The 17354-nt window shown below is 67.5% G+C and carries 17 protein-coding genes and 1 pseudogene; 7 read left to right on the top strand and 11 right to left on the bottom strand.

The features are described from left to right. Positions 1-41 precede the first annotated feature (41 nt). Positions 42-1235 (top strand): serine hydrolase domain-containing protein, encoded by a 1194-nt coding sequence (locus GO592_RS30375; protein WP_007296238.1) that lies wholly within the window; start codon positions 42-44, stop codon positions 1233-1235. Between the two features lie 19 nt (positions 1236-1254). Here GO592_RS30375 and GO592_RS30370 read toward each other — a convergent pair whose 3' ends face one another. The 4 genes from GO592_RS30370 to GO592_RS30355 form a co-directional block, all read right to left on the bottom strand. Then, positions 1255-2580, bottom strand: a complete 1326-nt coding sequence (locus tag GO592_RS30370) for an RNA polymerase sigma factor (protein ID WP_007296237.1) — start codon at positions 2578-2580, stop codon at positions 1255-1257. Further along, positions 2553-2975, bottom strand: a complete 423-nt coding sequence (locus GO592_RS30365; protein ID WP_007296236.1) for a YciI family protein — start codon at positions 2973-2975, stop codon at positions 2553-2555. The genes GO592_RS30370 and GO592_RS30365 overlap by 28 nt, the downstream gene beginning before the upstream one ends. 103 nt (positions 2976-3078) lie before the next feature. Further along, positions 3079-3408, bottom strand: coding sequence for a WhiB family transcriptional regulator (locus GO592_RS30360; RefSeq protein WP_007296235.1), 330 nt, complete (start codon positions 3406-3408; stop codon positions 3079-3081). An 18-nt stretch (positions 3409-3426) separates the two neighbouring features. After that, positions 3427-4200: an SDR family NAD(P)-dependent oxidoreductase gene (locus tag GO592_RS30355; RefSeq protein ID WP_007296234.1), complete on the bottom strand. Its 774-nt coding sequence runs from the start codon at positions 4198-4200 to the stop codon at positions 3427-3429. Positions 4201-4437: 237 nt separating this feature from the next. On the opposite strand from GO592_RS30355, the gene GO592_RS30350 reads away from it, so the two are divergent. From GO592_RS30350 to GO592_RS30335, 4 genes are all read left to right on the top strand, one after another. Continuing rightward, on the top strand, positions 4438-5829 hold the full coding sequence (locus GO592_RS30350) for an MFS transporter (RefSeq protein ID WP_007296233.1): 1392 nt from the start codon (positions 4438-4440) through the stop codon (positions 5827-5829). After that, on the top strand, positions 5826-6713 hold the full coding sequence (locus GO592_RS30345; RefSeq protein WP_007296232.1) for a transketolase: 888 nt from the start codon (positions 5826-5828) through the stop codon (positions 6711-6713). Before GO592_RS30350 ends, GO592_RS30345 begins: the two co-directional genes overlap by 4 nt. Position 6714: 1 nt before the next feature. Then, positions 6715-7707 carry a transketolase family protein gene (locus GO592_RS30340; RefSeq protein WP_007296231.1) on the top strand — a complete coding sequence of 331 codons (993 nt, stop codon included), beginning with the start codon at positions 6715-6717 and terminating at the stop codon, positions 7705-7707. Between the two features lie 116 nt (positions 7708-7823). Further along, positions 7824-8474 (top strand): GntR family transcriptional regulator, encoded by a 651-nt coding sequence (locus GO592_RS30335; protein WP_005237856.1) that lies wholly within the window; start codon positions 7824-7826, stop codon positions 8472-8474. Between the two features lie 67 nt (positions 8475-8541). Here the strand turns inward: GO592_RS30335 and GO592_RS30330 are convergent, their stop codons facing one another. Further along, positions 8542-9651: a C45 family autoproteolytic acyltransferase/hydolase gene (locus GO592_RS30330; protein WP_007296230.1), complete on the bottom strand. Its 1110-nt coding sequence runs from the start codon at positions 9649-9651 to the stop codon at positions 8542-8544. A gap of 136 nt (positions 9652-9787) precedes the next feature. Between GO592_RS30330 and GO592_RS30325 the strand changes: the two genes are divergently transcribed. Next, positions 9788-10930: an RNA-guided endonuclease InsQ/TnpB family protein gene (locus GO592_RS30325; RefSeq protein ID WP_039950643.1), complete on the top strand. Its 1143-nt coding sequence runs from the start codon at positions 9788-9790 to the stop codon at positions 10928-10930. Between the two features lie 69 nt (positions 10931-10999). On the opposite strand, the pseudogene GO592_RS30320 reads toward GO592_RS30325, so the two are convergent. Beyond that, positions 11000-12245 (bottom strand): annotated as a pseudogene (locus GO592_RS30320) (purine-cytosine permease family protein). Between the two features lie 164 nt (positions 12246-12409). Here GO592_RS30320 and GO592_RS30315 point away from each other — a divergent pair. Further along, positions 12410-13429 (top strand): LacI family DNA-binding transcriptional regulator, encoded by a 1020-nt coding sequence (locus GO592_RS30315; RefSeq protein ID WP_039950641.1) that lies wholly within the window; start codon positions 12410-12412, stop codon positions 13427-13429. A gap of 76 nt (positions 13430-13505) precedes the next feature. On the opposite strand, the gene GO592_RS30310 is transcribed toward GO592_RS30315, so the two are convergent. Genes GO592_RS30310 through GO592_RS30290 form a run of 5 tightly spaced genes read right to left on the bottom strand, consistent with a single transcriptional unit; the run spans position 13506 to position 17337 of the window. Continuing rightward, on the bottom strand, positions 13506-14030 hold the full coding sequence (locus tag GO592_RS30310) for a flavin reductase family protein (protein ID WP_039950640.1): 525 nt from the start codon (positions 14028-14030) through the stop codon (positions 13506-13508). A gap of 7 nt (positions 14031-14037) precedes the next feature. Continuing rightward, positions 14038-14385 (bottom strand): cupin domain-containing protein, encoded by a 348-nt coding sequence (locus GO592_RS30305; RefSeq protein WP_007296226.1) that lies wholly within the window; start codon positions 14383-14385, stop codon positions 14038-14040. 6 nt (positions 14386-14391) lie between these two features. After that, complete coding sequence (locus tag GO592_RS30300) at positions 14392-15849, bottom strand: pyrrole-2-carboxylate monooxygenase subunit (RefSeq protein ID WP_007296225.1); 1458 nt, start codon at positions 15847-15849, stop codon at positions 14392-14394. A gap of 1 nt (position 15850) precedes the next feature. Further along, a complete protein-coding gene (locus GO592_RS30295; protein ID WP_007296224.1) occupies positions 15851-16528 on the bottom strand; it encodes a DUF2848 domain-containing protein in 678 nt (225 codons plus the stop codon). Next, positions 16525-17337 carry a carbon-nitrogen family hydrolase gene (locus tag GO592_RS30290; protein ID WP_007296223.1) on the bottom strand — a complete coding sequence of 271 codons (813 nt, stop codon included), beginning with the start codon at positions 17335-17337 and terminating at the stop codon, positions 16525-16527. Before GO592_RS30290 ends, GO592_RS30295 begins: the two co-directional genes overlap by 4 nt. Positions 17338-17354 lie beyond the last annotated feature (17 nt).

The following is a 17354-nucleotide window of genomic DNA, read 5'->3' as shown; positions in this document are numbered from 1 at the left end:
TCACGTTCGATCAGTGACCACAGACACGACAGGAGAGTGGGATGTCCGATCTCAACGCCGCGCTCGGCAAGGTTCTCGACAGCGTGACCGAGGATGATGCGCCGCGCGTGCCCGGAGTGGTGGCGATGGTGACCGATCGTGACCGCACGGTGTTCGAGGGTTCCGCCGGGGTGCGGTCCCTGGCCGATCGCGAGCCGATGACCGCCGACACCGTCTTCGCGATCTTCTCCACCACGAAGGCGATCACCGGGACCACTGTGCTGCAATGCGCCGAGGAGGGTCTGCTCGACCTCGACGCGCCGGCCCGCGAATACGTTCCGGAGCTCGGTGACATTCAGGTCATCGAGGGATTCGACGCCCACGGCGATCCGGTGCTGAGGGCGCCGAAGCGGGACATCACCACGCGGATGCTGTTGTTGCACACCGCCGGGTTCGGGTACGACTTCTTCGACGAGACCTACAACCGGTTGGGTGTGGAGCACGACCAGCCCGGCGTGATCACCGCGACCCGGGCGTCGCTGACCACGCCGTTGCTCTTCGATCCGGGCGAGAAGTGGCAGTACGGGACGAACATCGACTGGGCCGGCCAGGTGGTCGAGGCGATCCGCGGCAAGCGGCTCGGCGAGGTGATGGCCGAGCGGGTGTTCGCGCCCCTCGGCATGCACGACACAGCTTTCACCCTGACCGGATCGATGGCGGCCCGGCGCGCGACCATTCACCAGCGGGAGGAGGACGGCCGGCTCACTCCCTTGGATCTGGTGCTGCCGCAGGCTCCCGAGATCGACATGGGCGGGCACGGCCTCTACTCCACGGTGGGCGACTACCTGAAGTTCCTGCGGATGTGGCTGAACGACGGAGACGCCCCCGGTGGCCGAGTGCTGCGGGCCGACACCGTGCAGGCCGCCGTGTGCAACGGCCTCGAGGGACAAGAGGTCGGGATGCTGCCTGCCGTGATACCCGCCCTCACCAACGACGCCGAATTCTTTCCCGGACAGCGTAAGTCGTGGGCGTACACGTTCATGGTGAACGAAGAGGACGCACCCACCGGCCGGCCCCGGGGGTCGCTCGGGTGGGCCGGGCTCGCCAACTCGTACTACTGGATCGATCGTCGCAACGGAATCGCCGGGTACTGGGCCACCCAGGTCCTGCCGTTCGCCGATCCCGTGTCGTTCGGCGGCTACCTGGACTTCGAGACGACGGCGTACCGTCACGCCGCGCTTGCCTCACCCGTCTAGGTCAACCGGTCGTTGCTCGTCAGCGGAGGTCGGCGAGCTTACGCCCCAGCACCGTCCGCTCGCGTTCGTTGCCGCACAACCGCACGGCCGCCTCGAATTCGGTGCGCGCCTCGTCGGTGCGTCCCAGGCGGGTGAGCAGTTCGCCGCGAACGCTCGGCAGCAGGTGCGAATTCGACAGCGCCTGGGCGGCCACCAGCTCGTCCACGATCGGCAGCGCCGCGGCCGGTCCCTGGGCCATGGAGACCGCCACCGCCCGGTTGAGGTCGATCACCGGTGACGGCGCGAGCCGACCGAGTGCCTCGTAGATGAGGACGATCCGCTCCCAGTTCGTCGCGTCGACGGACGGCGCGACGGCATGACATTCGGCGATCGCCGCCTGCAGGCCGTAGGCGCCCAGCCCGCGGCCGACCTGCTCCGCGCGGGCGAGGGCGGCGCGTCCCCGGCGGATCGCGGTGCGGTCCCAGCGGCGGCGGTCCTGGTCCTCGAGCAGCACCGGCTCGCCGTCCGCCCCGGTGCGCGCCGGGAACCGCGCCGCGGTCAGTTCGAGCAGCGCCAGCAGACCGTGCACCTCCGGCTCGTCGGGTACCAGCCGAGCCAGCACCCGAGCGAGGCGCTGCGCCTCGCTCGCGAGGTCGAGGCGGATCAGATCGTCACCGGAGCTGGCCGAGGACCCTTCGGTGAAGATCAGGTAGATCACGCTGAGCACCGAGCCGAGTCGCCCGGTCCGCTCAGCGGCGGGCGGCACTTCGAACGGCACCCGGGCCGCCCCGAGGGTCTTCTTCGCCCGGGTGATCCGGGCCTGCACGGTCGCGGTCGGCACGAGGAACACCTTCGCGATCTCGTCGCTCGTCAGACCGCCGACCACCCGCAGGGTGAGCGCGACCCTCGCCTCCCGTGACAGCACGGGGTGGCAGGAGATGAACATCAACGCCAGCATGTCGTCGTCGATCTGGTCCGGATCCCACAGCACGTCCCCGGTGCCCCGGGCCGGATCGGCGGGCCCGCTGCCCGAGACGGCGCCGCCCTCGCTCAGGTCGTGAGCGAGGACGGCGTACCTCTCGTCGAGGGCGGAGCGCCGACGGAACGCGTCGATCGCGCGGCGCCGGCCGACGGTGAGCAACCATCCCGCGGGGTTGTGGGGGATACCGTCGCGTGGCCAGCTCACGAGTGCCTCGGCCAGCGCCTCCTGGGCGAGGTCCTCGGCCAGCGCGAAATCGCCGGTGTACCGCGCGAGCGCACCGACGATCCGTGCCGACTCGATCCGCCAGACGGCGGCGACGGCCTCACGGTTGGTGTGGCCGTCACCCGTCGATCCGCTCAGAGCTGACCGGTCGCTTCGCGCCACGCCCGCTCCTTCTGGATCCACACGTTGTCCTGCGGGAACTCGTCGATCGTCGCGACCCGGCGGATCTCTGCTTTGGAACCGGGACCAGCCATCGGGGCACGCTTGGCCCACTCGACAGCCTCCTCCTTCGACGCGACATTGAGCATCCAGAAGCCGCCGAACAACTCCTTCGTCTCGCCGTAGGGGCCGTCGGTCACGACAGGTGTTTCCGAGGAGTAGTCGACCACCACACCCGATTCGGGGTCGGGGTCCAGACCCTCGGCCGCGAGCAGCACGCCGGCGCGGATCATCTCGTCGTTGAACTTGCCCATCGCTTCCATGATCTCGGTGAAATCAACGTCCTGGGACGCCGCGAAGGTCTCGTCGGTGGCGCGCATGATCAGCATGTACTTCATGGTTCCGTCTCCTTGGATGTCGGGGTCCCTCTTGGACCTTCTCATCCTCAGGTCGAACGGGGAGTGACATGGATCGACACACTCGCCGAAATCTTTTTCGAACCTATCGCGCCCGGCCGGCTCGGCGCCGGTCGGTTTCGGTGGTGCCGCCCCATATTCCGTGGGTTTCGCGGTGTTCGGTTGCGTGTGCTCGGCATTGCCGGGCGACGACGCACCCGTTGCAGATCTGTTTGGCGCGTCGTTCACGCCGGATCCGGGCGCCGCGTCGTTCGCCGTCCGGAGCGAAGAAGGCGGCGGGCTCGGTGGTGCGGCAGTGGGCGCGGTACCGCCATCCCCAGCGTTCGGCTGCGGTGGTGGGTAGGTCGTGAATTGTCGTGTGGTCGATCATCGGGTGTCCCGGGGATTCGGGCGGTGGACGGTGGGTACCGTCCACCGCGGTGGCTGCACCGACTCAGTGCAGGTGGCTGCCGCCGTTGATGTCGACGGTGGTGCCGGTGAGGTACGCGGCGTCCTGCGAGGACAGGAAGGTGATGACGGCGGCGACCTCGGTGGTGGTCGCGACCCGGCCGAGGGGGATGTCGCGGCAGAGTGCGGCTTCCTGTTCGGCGGTGCTGCCCACGCGGATGCTGGTGTCGACCGCACCGGGGGTGACGGCGTTGACGGTGACTCCGCTGTCACCGAGTTCCCGTGCGAGTGACTTGGTGAAACCGAGAACCGCGGCTTTGGCGGACGAGTAGGGCACCTTGCCGAAGACGCCGCCACCCCGCTGGGCGGAAACGGACGACATGTTCACCACACGCCCCCAGCCGTTGTCGATCATGGCCGGCAGGAACGCGCGGGTGACGAGGTAGGTGCCGGTGGCGTTGACCGCCATCACCTTGTTCCACAGTTCCAGCGTGGTCTCGAGGAACGGCACCGGCGAGGTGATGCCGGCGATGTTCGCGAGCGCACCCACAGCGGGGAGGTTGCCGCCGGCGACTTCGGCGGCGACACCGTCGTGCGCCCGCTGGACCGAGTTCTCGTCGGCGACGTCGATGTCGTGACCGAAGGCCGGTACCCCGAACTCGTTGCCGATCTCGGCGGCGACCTTCGCGGACTTCTCCCCGTCGAGGTCGAGAACGACGATCGCCCAGCCCTCTTCGGCGTAGCGGCGGGCGGTGGCGAGACCGATCCCGTGCTCGGAGGTGGCGCCGGTGATGACGGCGGTGCGCTGAATGGACGACATGATCGCTCCTCGTGTTGCTGGAATCGCGCGTCCCGTCCGATGCGGTGGAGAACAGGGAGGTCGACGGCGCGGTAGGTGACTGCCACCACAGTAAGCCGATCAACTGTTAACAGTCAACCGTCGGCGGGTAACGGTTGACATATCGACGTGGCTCGGATCACACTGTTGGAACCGCACTGTTGACAGTCAACAAATCGGCGGCAATCGTAGAAACCGGCAGCTCGAAGAGGAGTCCCCATGAGTACCGAAACACTCAGGATGCGAGGTCCTGTCCATGGCACCAAGGACGCGAAGCGCGTAGCAATCGGCTCCTCGGTGGGTGCCGTCATCGAGACGTACGACTTCATCGGCTTCGGCACGGCCGCCGCGCTGTACTTCGGTACCGCCTTCTTCCCGGGCGCCGACCCGGTCACCGGAACACTCGCCGCGTTCGCGACGCTGGGTGTCGGCTTTGCGGCGCGCCCGCTCGGCGGGGTGCTCGGCGGACATCTCGGAGACAAGCTGGGCCGCAAGCCCGTGCTGGTGGCGTCGCTGATCGCGATGGGTCTCGCGACCTTCGCGATCGGCCTGCTGCCCACCTATTCGCAGGTGGGGCTCATCGCGCCGGTGCTGCTGGTCCTCGTCCGCGTCGTCCAGGGCCTCGCGTTCGGCGCCGAGTGGGGCGGTGCGATCCTGATGAGCTACGAGCACGCCCCCTGGAAGTCCAAGGGCAAGTTCACCGGCATCGTGCAGGCCGGCTTCCCCGTCGGACTGCTGCTGGCGAATCTGGTGTTCCTGTTCAGCGTGCACCTCGGCGGCGACTGGGCCTGGCGGGTGCCGTTCCTCGCCAGCATCGTCCTGGTGATGGTCGGCCTGGTCATCAGGTCGAAGGTGCCCGAGTCCCCAGTCTTCGAGGACGTCAAGAACGAGGGCGACATCGTCAAGTCCCCGGTACTCGAATCCATCAAATACGACTGGCGAAACATTCTGCGCGGCATCGGCCTTCGAGTCGCCGAGACGGCCGGTTACGCGGTGTCGATCACCTACATGATCTCCTACCTGCACAACCAGGGTCTCGCCGGGAAGTCCGAAACCCTTGTCGCCCTCTGCATCGCGTCCGCAATCGGCATCTTCGCCACCGTCGCCTGGGCCCGACTCACCGACCGTATCGGACGACGCCCCCTCTACATCGCGTCCTGCGCCTTCGCGGCACTGTTCGGAATCCCGATGTTCCTTCTGGTCAACACCGGCCTGTTCATCCTGGTCATCGCCACCATCGTGATCGCCTACGCGGTCTGCCAGAATTCGATGGCGGGAGCGCAGGGTGCGTGGTTCCCCGAACTCTTCGACGCCTCACGCCGCGCCTCGGGAGCGTCCCTCGCCTATCAGATCTCGGCGATGGTCTCCGGCTTCACGCCCTTCGTCACCACATTGCTGTTCGTCTCCTTCGGCTGGTGGGGGCCGGCGCTGCTGTTCAGCACGTACGCCCTGATCGGACTGTGGGCGGCGTTGATCACCAGGGAGACCTGGGGACCCACCGAACGGCGCCTCGCCGCCGAGGCTGCGGCGCGCGCCGATTCCAAAAGCGTCGACGCGCCGACGTCCACCGGCACCACGCCCACGATCCGCAAGGAAAAGGAACTCCTGTGACCACCACAACCGCCACCACCGCGGCCGAAGACACGACCAGTGACGCGTCGCGCATCGCGAACGTCGAACAGTTCGCCTACCGCATGCGGCACAACGTCCTCGACATGGGTGAGGAACAGGGCCAGGGATACGTCGGGCAGGCGCTCGGAGCCGCCGACATCTTCGCCACCGTCTACGCCGACCAACTACGTTACCGCGCAGACGATCCCGCATGGGAGGGCCGAGACCGGTTCCTTCTGTCCACCGGCCACTACGCCATCGGCCACTACGCCGCGCTCGCCGAGGCCGGAATCATCCCCCGCAGCGAACTGGAAACCTACGGCTCCGACGACTCCCGGCTCCCGATGTCGGCGATGTCCACGTACACCCCCGGCATGGAAATTTCCGGCGGCTCCCTCGGCCACGGTCTCACCATCGCGGTCGGGATGGCACTCGGGCTGCGTCACCAGCATTCCACCGCCCGTGTCTTCAACTTCCTCTCCGACGGCGAACTCGACGAGGGTTCGACGTGGGAGGCGGCCATGGGCGCCCATCACCACCGGCTCGGCAATCTCACCGCGATGGTCGACATCAACGCCCTCCAAGCCGACGGTGCGACCTCGACGGTGCTGAGCACCGAACCCGTGCACGACAAGTGGGCGGCCTGCGGGTGGCACGTCGAACGCGTCGACGGCAACGACGTCACCGCACTGGTGCGCGCGTTCGACCACGCCGCCGCCGAATCCGACGGCAAGCCGTCGATCATCCTCTGCGACACCCGCGTCGGGAAGGGCGTGCCCCTGCTCGAGACCCGGGAGAAGGCGCACTTCATGCGCATCGACGAACACGAGTGGCAGATCTGCCGCGACCAGCTCACCGCCGGCTTCGACCACAAGGACGCCTGACATGACCACCGCCAGCAAGCCCAAGCTCAAGACGTCGGCCATGATCGCGTCGTTCGTCGACGAGGGGCAGAAGACGACGTCCGCACCGTTCGGACACGCCCTGGTGAAGGCCGCCCGGGAGAACGACAAGATCGTCGGCCTGTCCGCCGACCTCGCCAAGTACACCGACATGCACATCTTCGCGCAGGAGTTCCCCGACCGGTTCTTCCAGATGGGGATGGCCGAACAGCTGCTGCTCGGAGCCGCCGCCGGGATGGCCGAGACCGGCCTGGTGCCGTTCGCGTCCACGTATTCGGTGTTCGCTGCGCGCCGCGCCTACGACTTCCTGTGCCTCGACATCGCCGAACCGAACCTCAACGTCAACATCATCGGTGGGCTCCCCGGACTGACCACCGGCTACGGGCCCAGCCATCAGGCCACCGAGGACATGGCCATCTTCCGGGGCATCCCCAACCTCACCATCGTCGACCCGTGCGACTCGATCGACATCGAACAGGCCGTCCCGCAGCTCGCCGCCTCCGACGGTCCCACCTACCTGCGGCTGCTGCGGGGGAAGGTCGCGACCGTGCTCGACGAGTACGACTACACGTTCGAACTCGGCAAGGCCAAGGTGCTCCGCGGCGGCAACGACGTCGTGTTCGTCACCAGTGGCCTGATGACGATGCGCGCGCTGCAGGCCGCCGACCGACTCGCCGCGCACAACGTCGACGTCGCGGTCGTCCACACGCCGACGATCAAACCGTTCGACGCCGAGACCGTCCTCGCGGAGGTGAACACCGACCGCCTGGTGGTCACCCTGGAGAACCACACCGTGATCGGCGGTCTCTTCGAGACGGTGGCCGCCGCCGTCGTCACGGCCGGGCTCGGCAAGCGGATCGTGCCGATCGCTCTCCCCGACCAGTTCCTCGACGCCGGTGCCCTGCCCACCCTGCACGAGCGGTACGGCCTGAGCACGGACCGGATCGTCGCCAAGGTTCTGGGCGAACTGGCATGACCAGCGCGTACGGCCCACGCCGCAGCCCGGGCGGCGCGGGCCGTACGATGGCTGTCAACAGATTGCTGTCAACAGACCGCTGTTGACAGTTGATCGCTGACCCCACGGAGGCACCCATGGCCGGACAACCCGCCGCACTGCTCGGGCTGGAGAAGACCAGCCTCCGTCAGCAAGCCGTCGCCGCCCTGCGGGTCGCGATCACCAGCGGGGAGCTGGCGCCGAGCAGCCCGCTCGTGGAGACCGAACTGTCCGAGATGCTGCAGATCAGCCGCGGCACGCTCCGCGAGGCGATGCGGCAACTCCAGCAGGAGGGGTTGATCTCCGCCGGCGCGCGGGGCCGGCTGTACGTCCGGCACCTCGATTCCAAGGAGATCCGCGACATCTTCGCCGTCCGCGCCGCACTCGAGGCGCTGGCCGTCCGGGAACTCGCCGGCCTGGCCGACCGCACCACCGTCATCGCGGAACTGCGCGCCGCCCTCGACGTCATGGACACCGCCGTCCTCGAAGCCCGCATCGAGGCCGACCTGAACTTTCACCGCACCATGTGCTCCCTGACCGGTAACGACACACTCCTGCACTCGTGGATCTCCCTCGAAGGATCGATCCGGATGTCGATCATGTTCGCCGGCCTCGACCGCGCCGTCGGCAACATGGACGTCGGCCGCCACAGCGCCATCGTCGACGCCATCGAAACCGGCGACGCCGACGAAGCGGCCAAAGCGATTCAGACGCACATGGACTGGGCCTCAGCGAATCTGGTGTCCTGACCCAGGTGAGTGGGAAAGAGTGCGGGCACACGCTTTGCCGCTCACGTGCCCGGGACAGGCCGCCGTGTCACCCGCCGACGACACACGCGGGCTCGGTGGCGTCGAGTGTGGTCCATGCCCGTCGGCGGGCGTCGATCGGTGTGCCGGCGAGGATGCGGGCGCGGCGGTGCCCGGGTTCGAGCAGCACTGTCGCGAGGGTGGCCCAGCGCTGACCGAAGACGGCGTCCGGGGCGGGGACGCAGCACAGCTGGGGCTGCCCCGGATCGGAATACAGGTACTCGACGAGGTGATCGGCGACGGCCGGCTCGGCGTACCGCTGCTGCCGTGAGGCGATCAGACCGTAGCGGTCCTGCGAGTCCGGCTCGTACAGACCGGTCTTCTCGCGGGCGGCGTTGGCCGGGTCGAGGAAGTGGTTGGTGTGCGTCAGGAATCCGCCGCTCGGGCGGAGCGTCGCGACGCCGACGGGGCTGACCTCGGCACAAGCGACGGTGTCCGGGTCGAGCAGGGTCAATGCGCCCGAGGTGGCGATCGGTGCCGAGCGCAGCAGTTCGAGGGCTTCGTCGACGGTTCCGGCTTCAACGAGGACCGCCGCCGACAGGACGTGCACGGGCACCCCGGCCGGTGCGTCGTCGCGGTGGCCGAGGATGTTGAAGAAGATTCCGAGACCCGCGCTGTTCATGCCGATCTTGCCGAGGATGCCGTGCTCGGTCAGCCCCACGTAACTGTGGCGGGTTCCGCGCACCTGATGGGTGTGCCAGTACGGGTCCAATTCCTCGTGCCAGTCCCAGGTCTGGACGCCGAACGGCGCCGACGGACGATCCGCGGGTGCGTAGGCGATGGTGGAGCACTCGCCGGGACGGGCCGCGGTTGCCTGCGACAGGATCTCCGTCCGGCCGTTGAGCGCCATCACGTGCCAGGGCTCGAGCCCGGCGCCGGCCGCGATGCCTTCGATCTCCTCGAGGTACCGGGGGCTCCACGCCGCCAGGACATCCGCGAGGCGGTGCGCGCTGTCGCGGGTGCGGGACTCGGTGACGCCGACCGTGTCGAACAGGCGCAGATACAGTTCCACGGACGCAGGCAGGTCGGTGCGCAGCTGCGTGCCGCGGGCGATGCCGCGTTCGTGCGGCCGGGTGTCGTCGACGCAGACGTGAGGGCGGGCAGTGGTGGATTCGGTCATGATCGTCCTCGTTATCCAGATTGTGTGAATAAAGCTGTGGAGCAATTGATCCGTGAGTCTCTCGGCGCAAACCCTGTCCTTCAGGTCCGGGATAGCCGATCTGGTTTTGTCGGACTGTGTGGCTAGTGTCTGGGTTATGGCGGGGAGGGTGGTGAAGCGGGCGTTCAAGTTTCGCTTCTATCCGTCTGCGGTGCAGGCGGAACAGCTTGCTCGGACGTTCGGGTGCACCCGGTATGTCTACAACCGGGCGTTGGCGGAGCGGTCGCGTGCCTGGTCGCAGGAGCGGCGGCGGGTGACCTATGCGGATACCTCGAAGATGCTCACCGGATGGAAGCGGGATGCCGAGACGGAGTGGTTGGCGGAGCCGTCGAAGGGGCCGTTGCAGGAATCGCTGCGGCAGTTGCAGGGCGCGTTCGAGAGGTTCTGGCGCAAACAGTCCCGCTACCCGCAGTTCAAGAAGAAGGGGCGGTCGAAGGATTCGGCGACCTACTACTCGAACTGCTTCATTTTCAGGGATGGACAGCTCCGGTTGGCCAAGCAGTCCGAACCCCTGGATATTCGGTGGTCGAGGCCGCTGCCGGAGGGGGCCGTGCCGTCGCAGGTGACGGTGTCGCGCAATGCTCGTGGCCAGTACCATGTTTCGATCCTCGTCGAGGACACGATCACCGAGCTCGAGCCGGTCGATCGGGTGGTCGGGCTCGACGCCGGGATTACGAGCCTCTACACGCTCTCGACGGGGGAGAAGACCATAAACCCGCGTCATGAGCGCACGGATCGTGAGCGGTTGGCGAAGGCGCAGCGGGTGCTGGCCAAGAAGCAGAAGGGATCCCGGAACCGGGCCAAGGCCCGACTGAAGGTCGCGAAGATTCATGGTCGGATCGCCGATCGGCGTCGCGATTATCTGCACAAGCTCTCCACTCGGCTGGTGCGCGAAAACCAAGTGATCGCCATCGAGGATCTGAGTGTGCGGAACATGGTCAAGAATCGGTCGTTGTCTCGGGTGATCTCGGATGCGGGGTGGTCCGAGTTCCGGTCGATGCTCGAGTACAAGGCCGACTGGTACGGGCGGCGGGTGGTGGTGATCGATCGGTTCTGTCCGTCGTCGAAGACCTGCTCGGTGTGTGGGGCGATCGCGTCGACGATGCCGCTGAACGTGCGGGAGTGGACGTGCCGATGCGGCGTCGTCCACGACCGCGACGTGAACGCGGCAAGGAACATTTTGGCCGTCGGACTGACGGTGGCAGCCTGCGGAGACGGTGTGAGACCACCTCGCACATAACGTGCGGGGTGGCGACTGTCGGTGAAACAGGAACCTCGGGACGCGAGTCTCGAGGGGATTCTCGGTCGTTCACGGCCGAGAGGACGTCAACCCACCGCTGTACCAGTAGGGGCTGCTGCTGGTTTCGTCGCCGAGCCCGAGGCCGTCGTAGCGGTTGCGGCGCCACAGGACGTCGGCGACGTAGACGGCCATCACGGGACCCATCACGGTCACGACGAGCTGCATCATGTTGCTGACGGTGTCGAGGAAGTTGGAGACGAGCAGGGCGTACAGCGTCATGGCGACGCCCATCGAGCCGTCGAGGAGGACGCTGCGCGAGCGTCGCAGGCGCAGCCCGACCGATTGCAGCGCGAGCCCGGAACTGTATGCGGTCATCGCGTTGTTGGCGATGGTGCCGACGATGACGGCGAGCAGGAAGATCGGCGTGAACCAGGAGGGGAGGATGGCCTCGAGTGCGATCTGCGGGTCGGCCATGTCGAGTCCGGTGCCGGCGAGTGCGCCGAGCGCGGTGAACAACACGCTGGGGACGAACGCGCCGAGCGCCGTCCAGGCGGTGACCGACACCGGCGAAGCGGGCGAAGTCCGCGCTGTTGGTGTAGGACAGCGGGGCCGACGCCACGATCGACACACCCGCGGCCACCGTCGCCCACAGTCCGATTCCGTGGAGTGCCTCCGTCGGCTGGTAGCCCCAGTCGGCGTTGCCGAGGACGTATCCGGCCATCACCACGAAGATCGACGTCAGCACCAGGGCCAGCGGCTGGTAGAGCCGCACGATCGTGGCGTGCCCGTACACGCCGATGGCCAGCGTGACGGTGGCGATCGCCAGGATGACGACGACCTTGACGGGGGTGGTCGCGTCGATCCCGAACCGTTCGACGAGCCGGAAGGCCGTGTACGACGCGGCCGCCCAGTTCAGCGCCAGGTAGCAGACGCTGATGAACCAGCTGGTCACGAGAATGTTCACCCGGTTGCCGCGGATGCCGAAGATCGCCCGCGTGATCACCTCGCTGGGCGTGCCCGACGCGGGTCCGCTGGCGGCGACGATTCCGGTGAGGATCGAGAACAGGTTGCCGGCCACGATCACCGCCAGCGCCTGCCAGAAGGACAGGCCCATCAGGATCAGTGCGCCGCCGACGACCAGGGCCAGGTAGCTCACGTTGGGCGCCGCCCACACCGCGAACAGGTCCCGGGCGCGGCCGTGCCGTTCGCTGTCGGGGATGAAGTCGATGCCGTGTGTCTCCACCCGCCCGGCGCGGTCGGCCGGCGGTGTTTCGCCGGGCGTCACCGCGCGCGGGTCTGCTTTTGTCGATGCCATGGGGTCCTCCGGATAGATGAGCACGGATGTGCGGCTGGTGGGCGCAATCGCCGATCTGGCGTGACCTCGGTCACCGTACGGAACCAAATCGATTTGGACAAGAAGCGTGACAGCGAATTTACAAATCGATTTGGTGCAGGTTGCGCTGTTGGTAGCCTGACTGCGTGACGGAGAAGCGATCGCGGCCCACCATCGCCGACGTGGCACGGCACGCGGGGGTGTCGACCACGACGGTGTCGCACACGTTCAGCGGCAAGGGCGTCGTCGCCACCGCGACGCGCGAGCGTGTCCGCTCGGCCGCAAAATCCCTCGGCTACCGACCGGACGTGGTGGCGAGGAGCCTGCGGAGCAACCGTCTCGGCGTGCTCGCCCTCGTGCTCCGGCCACTCGAGACACTGGATTCGTCTCTCCCCGAGGGGGTCGACTACTTCCTGCGGTTCGCGGGTTCGGCGGCCCTGGCCGCGATGGATTTCGGATACGGCCTCATGCTGGTATCCGATCCGACGCGCGACGAGTCCCCGGCCGCCGCCCTCGCCTGCGACGGGTTCCTGATCACGGAACCCGTCACGAACGACCCCCTCATCGAGATGCTCCTCGGGGAGGGTGTGCCGTTCCTGTCCGTCGGCAAGGATCCGGCGAGGGCCGCGTACGACGCCTGGCTCGACACCGACACCGAACTCATGACCGACCGAGTGCTGCAGCACCTCGAGGACGCGGGGGCGACGCGAGTGGCTCTCGTTGCCGGAACCGATCCCAATTCGTGGAACCTGGGCGCCGAGGCCGCCTACCGAGCGTGGGCAGCGACACGCGGTCAGGACGCTCAGGTCGCCATCCGGCCCGAGACCACGGGTGAGGCCGGCGGACGCGACGCCGCGGACGAACTGTTCGACCGGAGCGATCCACCCGACGCGGTGTACTGCCTCACCGGCCGGCACGCGGCGGGGGTGCTCGCGCGGGTCCGGGAACGAGGATTCGACGTCCCCGGCGACGTGCAGATCGTCGGCGGCTCCGACTCGGAGCACACCCGATCCGCCGTTCCCCCCATCACCTCGGTGGACCTGAAGCCCGAACACCTTGCCCGCGTAGCCGTCACACTGCTGGTCAACCGCCTCGACAACTCTGACCGGCCGGTCCCCCCGGGACACCTCCACGGACGCCTCGTCGTGCGGGGCTCCACCCGGTAGTCATGCCGAGGACGGCGAAATGCACGTGCTCGCCGGCGCACCGTCGGTGATGCGCCGGCGAGCACGTTCGGCCGGATCAGAACAACCAGGGAACCTCGTCGTGACCGAAGTCGTGGAAGTCGCCGAACCGCCCCGAGTAGAACACCAGGCCGGTGCCCTCCCGACAGCGCATGTCGGTGACTTCGCCGTAGAACACGCGGTGGTCGCCGATGTCGTGGGCGCTGTGGACCCTGCATTCGAGCTGGGCCAGAGCATCTTTGATCAGCGGCAGACCCGAGCGGCTGCGATCGCAGGGCAGGTCGTCGAATCGGGCGCCGCCCCGTGTGGCGAAGCGGCGGGCGAGAGCTTCCTGACGGGAGCCGAGGACGGAGACGGCGAACGAGCCCGCGGCTTCCACGGCCTCGGTGGTGCGGGAGCCGTGGGTGAGCGAGACGAGCAGGATCGCCGGGTCCAGGCTGATCGAGGTCAGGGAGCTGATCGTCATGGCACTGGGGCTGCCGTCGCCGTCGTTGGCGCTGACGACGGCGACGCCGGTGGTGAACCGGCCCATGCTTCGTCGCATGTCCGTCGGGGTGGGGGCGTGGAATGCCGGAAGGGTCATCGTGGGCCTACTTACTGTGGTACCGGACTTCGAAGGTGACGACGCCCTCGTCCGTGCTCCAGGGGCCGTGCGGCATGCCGGGCGGCCGGCAGGCGTACATTCCCGCGGTGAACGTCTCGCCGAGGGTCAGGTCGGTGAACGACCCCGCGAGGATGTAGACCTCCTCCCAGAAGTCGTGTTTCTGCACGCCCATCGGTGTCGAGTCGGCGCCGGGTTCGTAGCGCAGGATCCGGGTGGCGACGTTTCCTTCCGGGTCCTTGGCGAGGATGCGTTCGGTGATCTTCGGATCGTCACCCGGACATACCGTCCACTCGACGTCGGTGACCGGGAAGAATTCGAATTCGGGTTTGGCCATGAGGGTTTACTCGCTTTCCGCTTTGTAGCCGTCGGTGAACTGCTGCACTGCCGCGACGGCGCTGTCGTAGTCGTAGTTGCGGTACGTGTATGCGCCCTTCACCACGAAAGGGGCACCGGCGTAGAACATCTCGTACTGCTGGTGTCGTCCGGCGAATTCGGATCCGATGATGTCCCAGGCCAGCTTGAAGAGCTTGACGCGCTCCTCGGACGGCACACCGGGGGACTGGACGTAGTGCTCGATGTCCCGGGACGTCAGCGGACTGGTGAGATCCTTGACGCTCGACGGGAGTTGCAGCACACCGCCGCCGACGAGGTCGCGCAGGATCGCGATCACCCGCGGGTAGATTTCCGACTGCAGGCCCATCGACCCGTACAGCGCCTGCCTGCCCGGCAGCCACATCCCGGCCGAATCCGGCTCGGCGGTGTACTCGGCGGCCAGCACCGCGGAACGGACTCCGCTGACGAGTGCGGCGAGTTCGCCGAGCTTCTCCTGAACGCTGGGGATCTTGTCCACCCCGTTGACCTGCGTGACCCGGCGCGCCACGCCGGCAATGAATTCCAGCTTCGTCGCGAAGCGGATCTGAGCCTGCCAGTTGCCGAGAACGTGGGCCCCGGTCTCGAAGAACTGCCGGCGGACGCCGGTGGTGTCGCGGTCGACGAATACTCGATCCCACGGCACGAGGACGTCGTCGAAGACGAGGAGCGAGTCGGGCTCGTCGTAGCGGCAGGTCAGGGGGTAGTCGAACGAGCTCGTCGCGGCCGGGATGTACGGGCGGCGCACGTACTGCTTGAGACCGGGGGCGTTGGTCGGGACCACGAACCCGACGGCGAAGTCCTTGTCGTCCGGGCCGAGCGGCTTGATGCACGAGACGAAGATTTCGTCGGCGATCGCCCCGCCGGTGGCGAGCATCTGCGAACCACGGATGACCAGACCCTCGGTGGTTTCCTCGACCACGCCGGCCTGCAGGTACTCACCCTCCCAGCCCGACGCCGTCGTCGCGCGTGAGACCTGTGGCGGGATGATCGCGTACGAGACGTAGAGGTTCTCGTCGAGCAGCCGCCGGTACAACTCGGACACGTTCGCCCCGAAGTCGTGCCCACCCTCGGCTGCGAACACCTCGGGATGCGCCGCGAACGCGGCGAGGAACGTCCCCACATGGTCGGGGCTACGGCCGATCCAGCCGTGCGTGTGCTTCGCCCACCGCTCGATCGCCTCCCGCCGCTGCGCGAGCTCCTCCCGCGACCGGGGAATCGAGAACACCCGATTGGCCGCGTTCCCGGTTTCGGGTGCGACGTACTGCATGCCGTTGGCCTCGTCCGCGGCCAGATCGAACATCTCGGCAATCGTCGGGGTCACTGGCGCGAAAGCCGGATGGGTGGTGACGTCGTCGATCTTCTCCCCGTCGACGAGCACTACGCGCCCGTCGTTCAGGGAGGCCAGGTAGTCGGCTCCGGTGCGCATGTCAGTGTCCTTCGGTGGTGTAGGAGTGGGTCAGGGTTCGGCCGTCGGGCAGGGTGAGTTCGAGGTCCCACCGGTGACCGGGGGTGAACTTGCCGTCGAGCAGCGGCAGGGTGCCTGCGAAGCAGAGCAGGTCCTCGCCGGTGTCGCCGATCCGGTCGGCGAAGATCTGCAGAAGGTTTTGCGGTGTACGGAGATTGGCCAGGGTTCCGTCCTGATACAGGACCCCGTCGACCCACGAGCGGGCCCGGCACGCGTCCCAGTCGAACGACGACCAGTCCGCGATCTCGACGACGGCCGGGCCTACCGGCTTCGGGCACGCCCGCTTCGAGTCACCGATGTCGACGGTCTCGAGTTGGCGGTCGGTGTGATCGGAGCCGACACCGAGGTAGTACCGCCCGCGGTGCCGCAGGATCACCGGCTCGACCTCGCCGGAGGTGTGCGCGCCGGTGAGGGGGGCCTGCGACGCGGTCGTGATCGTCGCGATCTCGACGGGGTAGAACATCGGCACCTGTGCCGGCGGTGCGACTCCGATGGCGGCGAGCTCGTCGATGTGATGTTGCACCGCTGCTTCGTCGCGGCCGGTGTACCCGGCGACCAGGGTTCGGCCGTCGCCGAATTGCAGGATCTCGGAGGAATCGAGGGTTTCGAAGGTGAGCACCTCCGTGGTGGCGCCGGTCATGAAAGGACCCTTCTGCGGTTGAGGAAGCTGTAGTCGTCGAGCCGGTCCCTCAGGACGGGGAACTCGGCGCGGGTGCGGTCGACCACGGCGGGGTCGATCTCGGCGATGGTGATGCCCTCGGACGAATCCGCCTCGGCGATCACCGTCCCCCACGGGTCGACGATCCGGCTGTGCCCGCCGAGTTCGACGGAGTTGTGGGTGCCGGTGGCGTTGCACGCGATCACGAAGACCTGGTTGTCGACGGCGCGGGCGGAGGTCAGCAGCCGCCAGTGCTCCTTGCGGGCCTTCGGCCACGCGGCGGGCACGATGACGAGTTGCGCTCCGGCGGCGACCAATTCGGTCCACAATCCGGGGAACCGCAGGTCGTAGCAGGTGGTGGCGGCGATCGGGCCGAAGGGCGTGTCGGTGGTGTGGATCTGCGTCCCCGGCTGCAGGAGCTGCGCTTCGAGGGAGTCGTATCCGAACACGTGAACTTTGCTGTAGTGGTGGTGGATCTGTCCGTCCGGGCCGATCAGGACCGCCGTGTTGCGCAGTCTGCCCTCTTCACCCTGTTCGACGATGCTGCCGGCGTGGATGTAGCACTGCCGTTCGACGGCGACGGCTGCCAGAACCTGAACGGTACCGCCGCCGAGGGTTTCCGCAGCTGTCGAGTAGTCGTCGAAGTGGTTGTATCCGACGCGCCACAGCTCGGGCAGAACGATCAGGTCGACGCGCTCGGCGAGCCCGGTCAGGAGGTTGCGTACGCGCTCGAGTCGATGCGCGGGGGTCTCGGAATCGGGGCTCGCCAGTTGAGCCAGGGCTATCTTCATGGGTTTCCTTCGTGCCG

The sequence above is a fragment of the Rhodococcus sp. 21391 genome (assembly GCF_016772255.1).
In the GTDB taxonomy this organism is placed as follows: Bacteria; Actinomycetota; Actinomycetes; order Mycobacteriales; family Mycobacteriaceae; genus Rhodococcus_F; species Rhodococcus_F opacus.
This window is presented reverse-complemented; position numbering and strand designations above follow the sequence as displayed.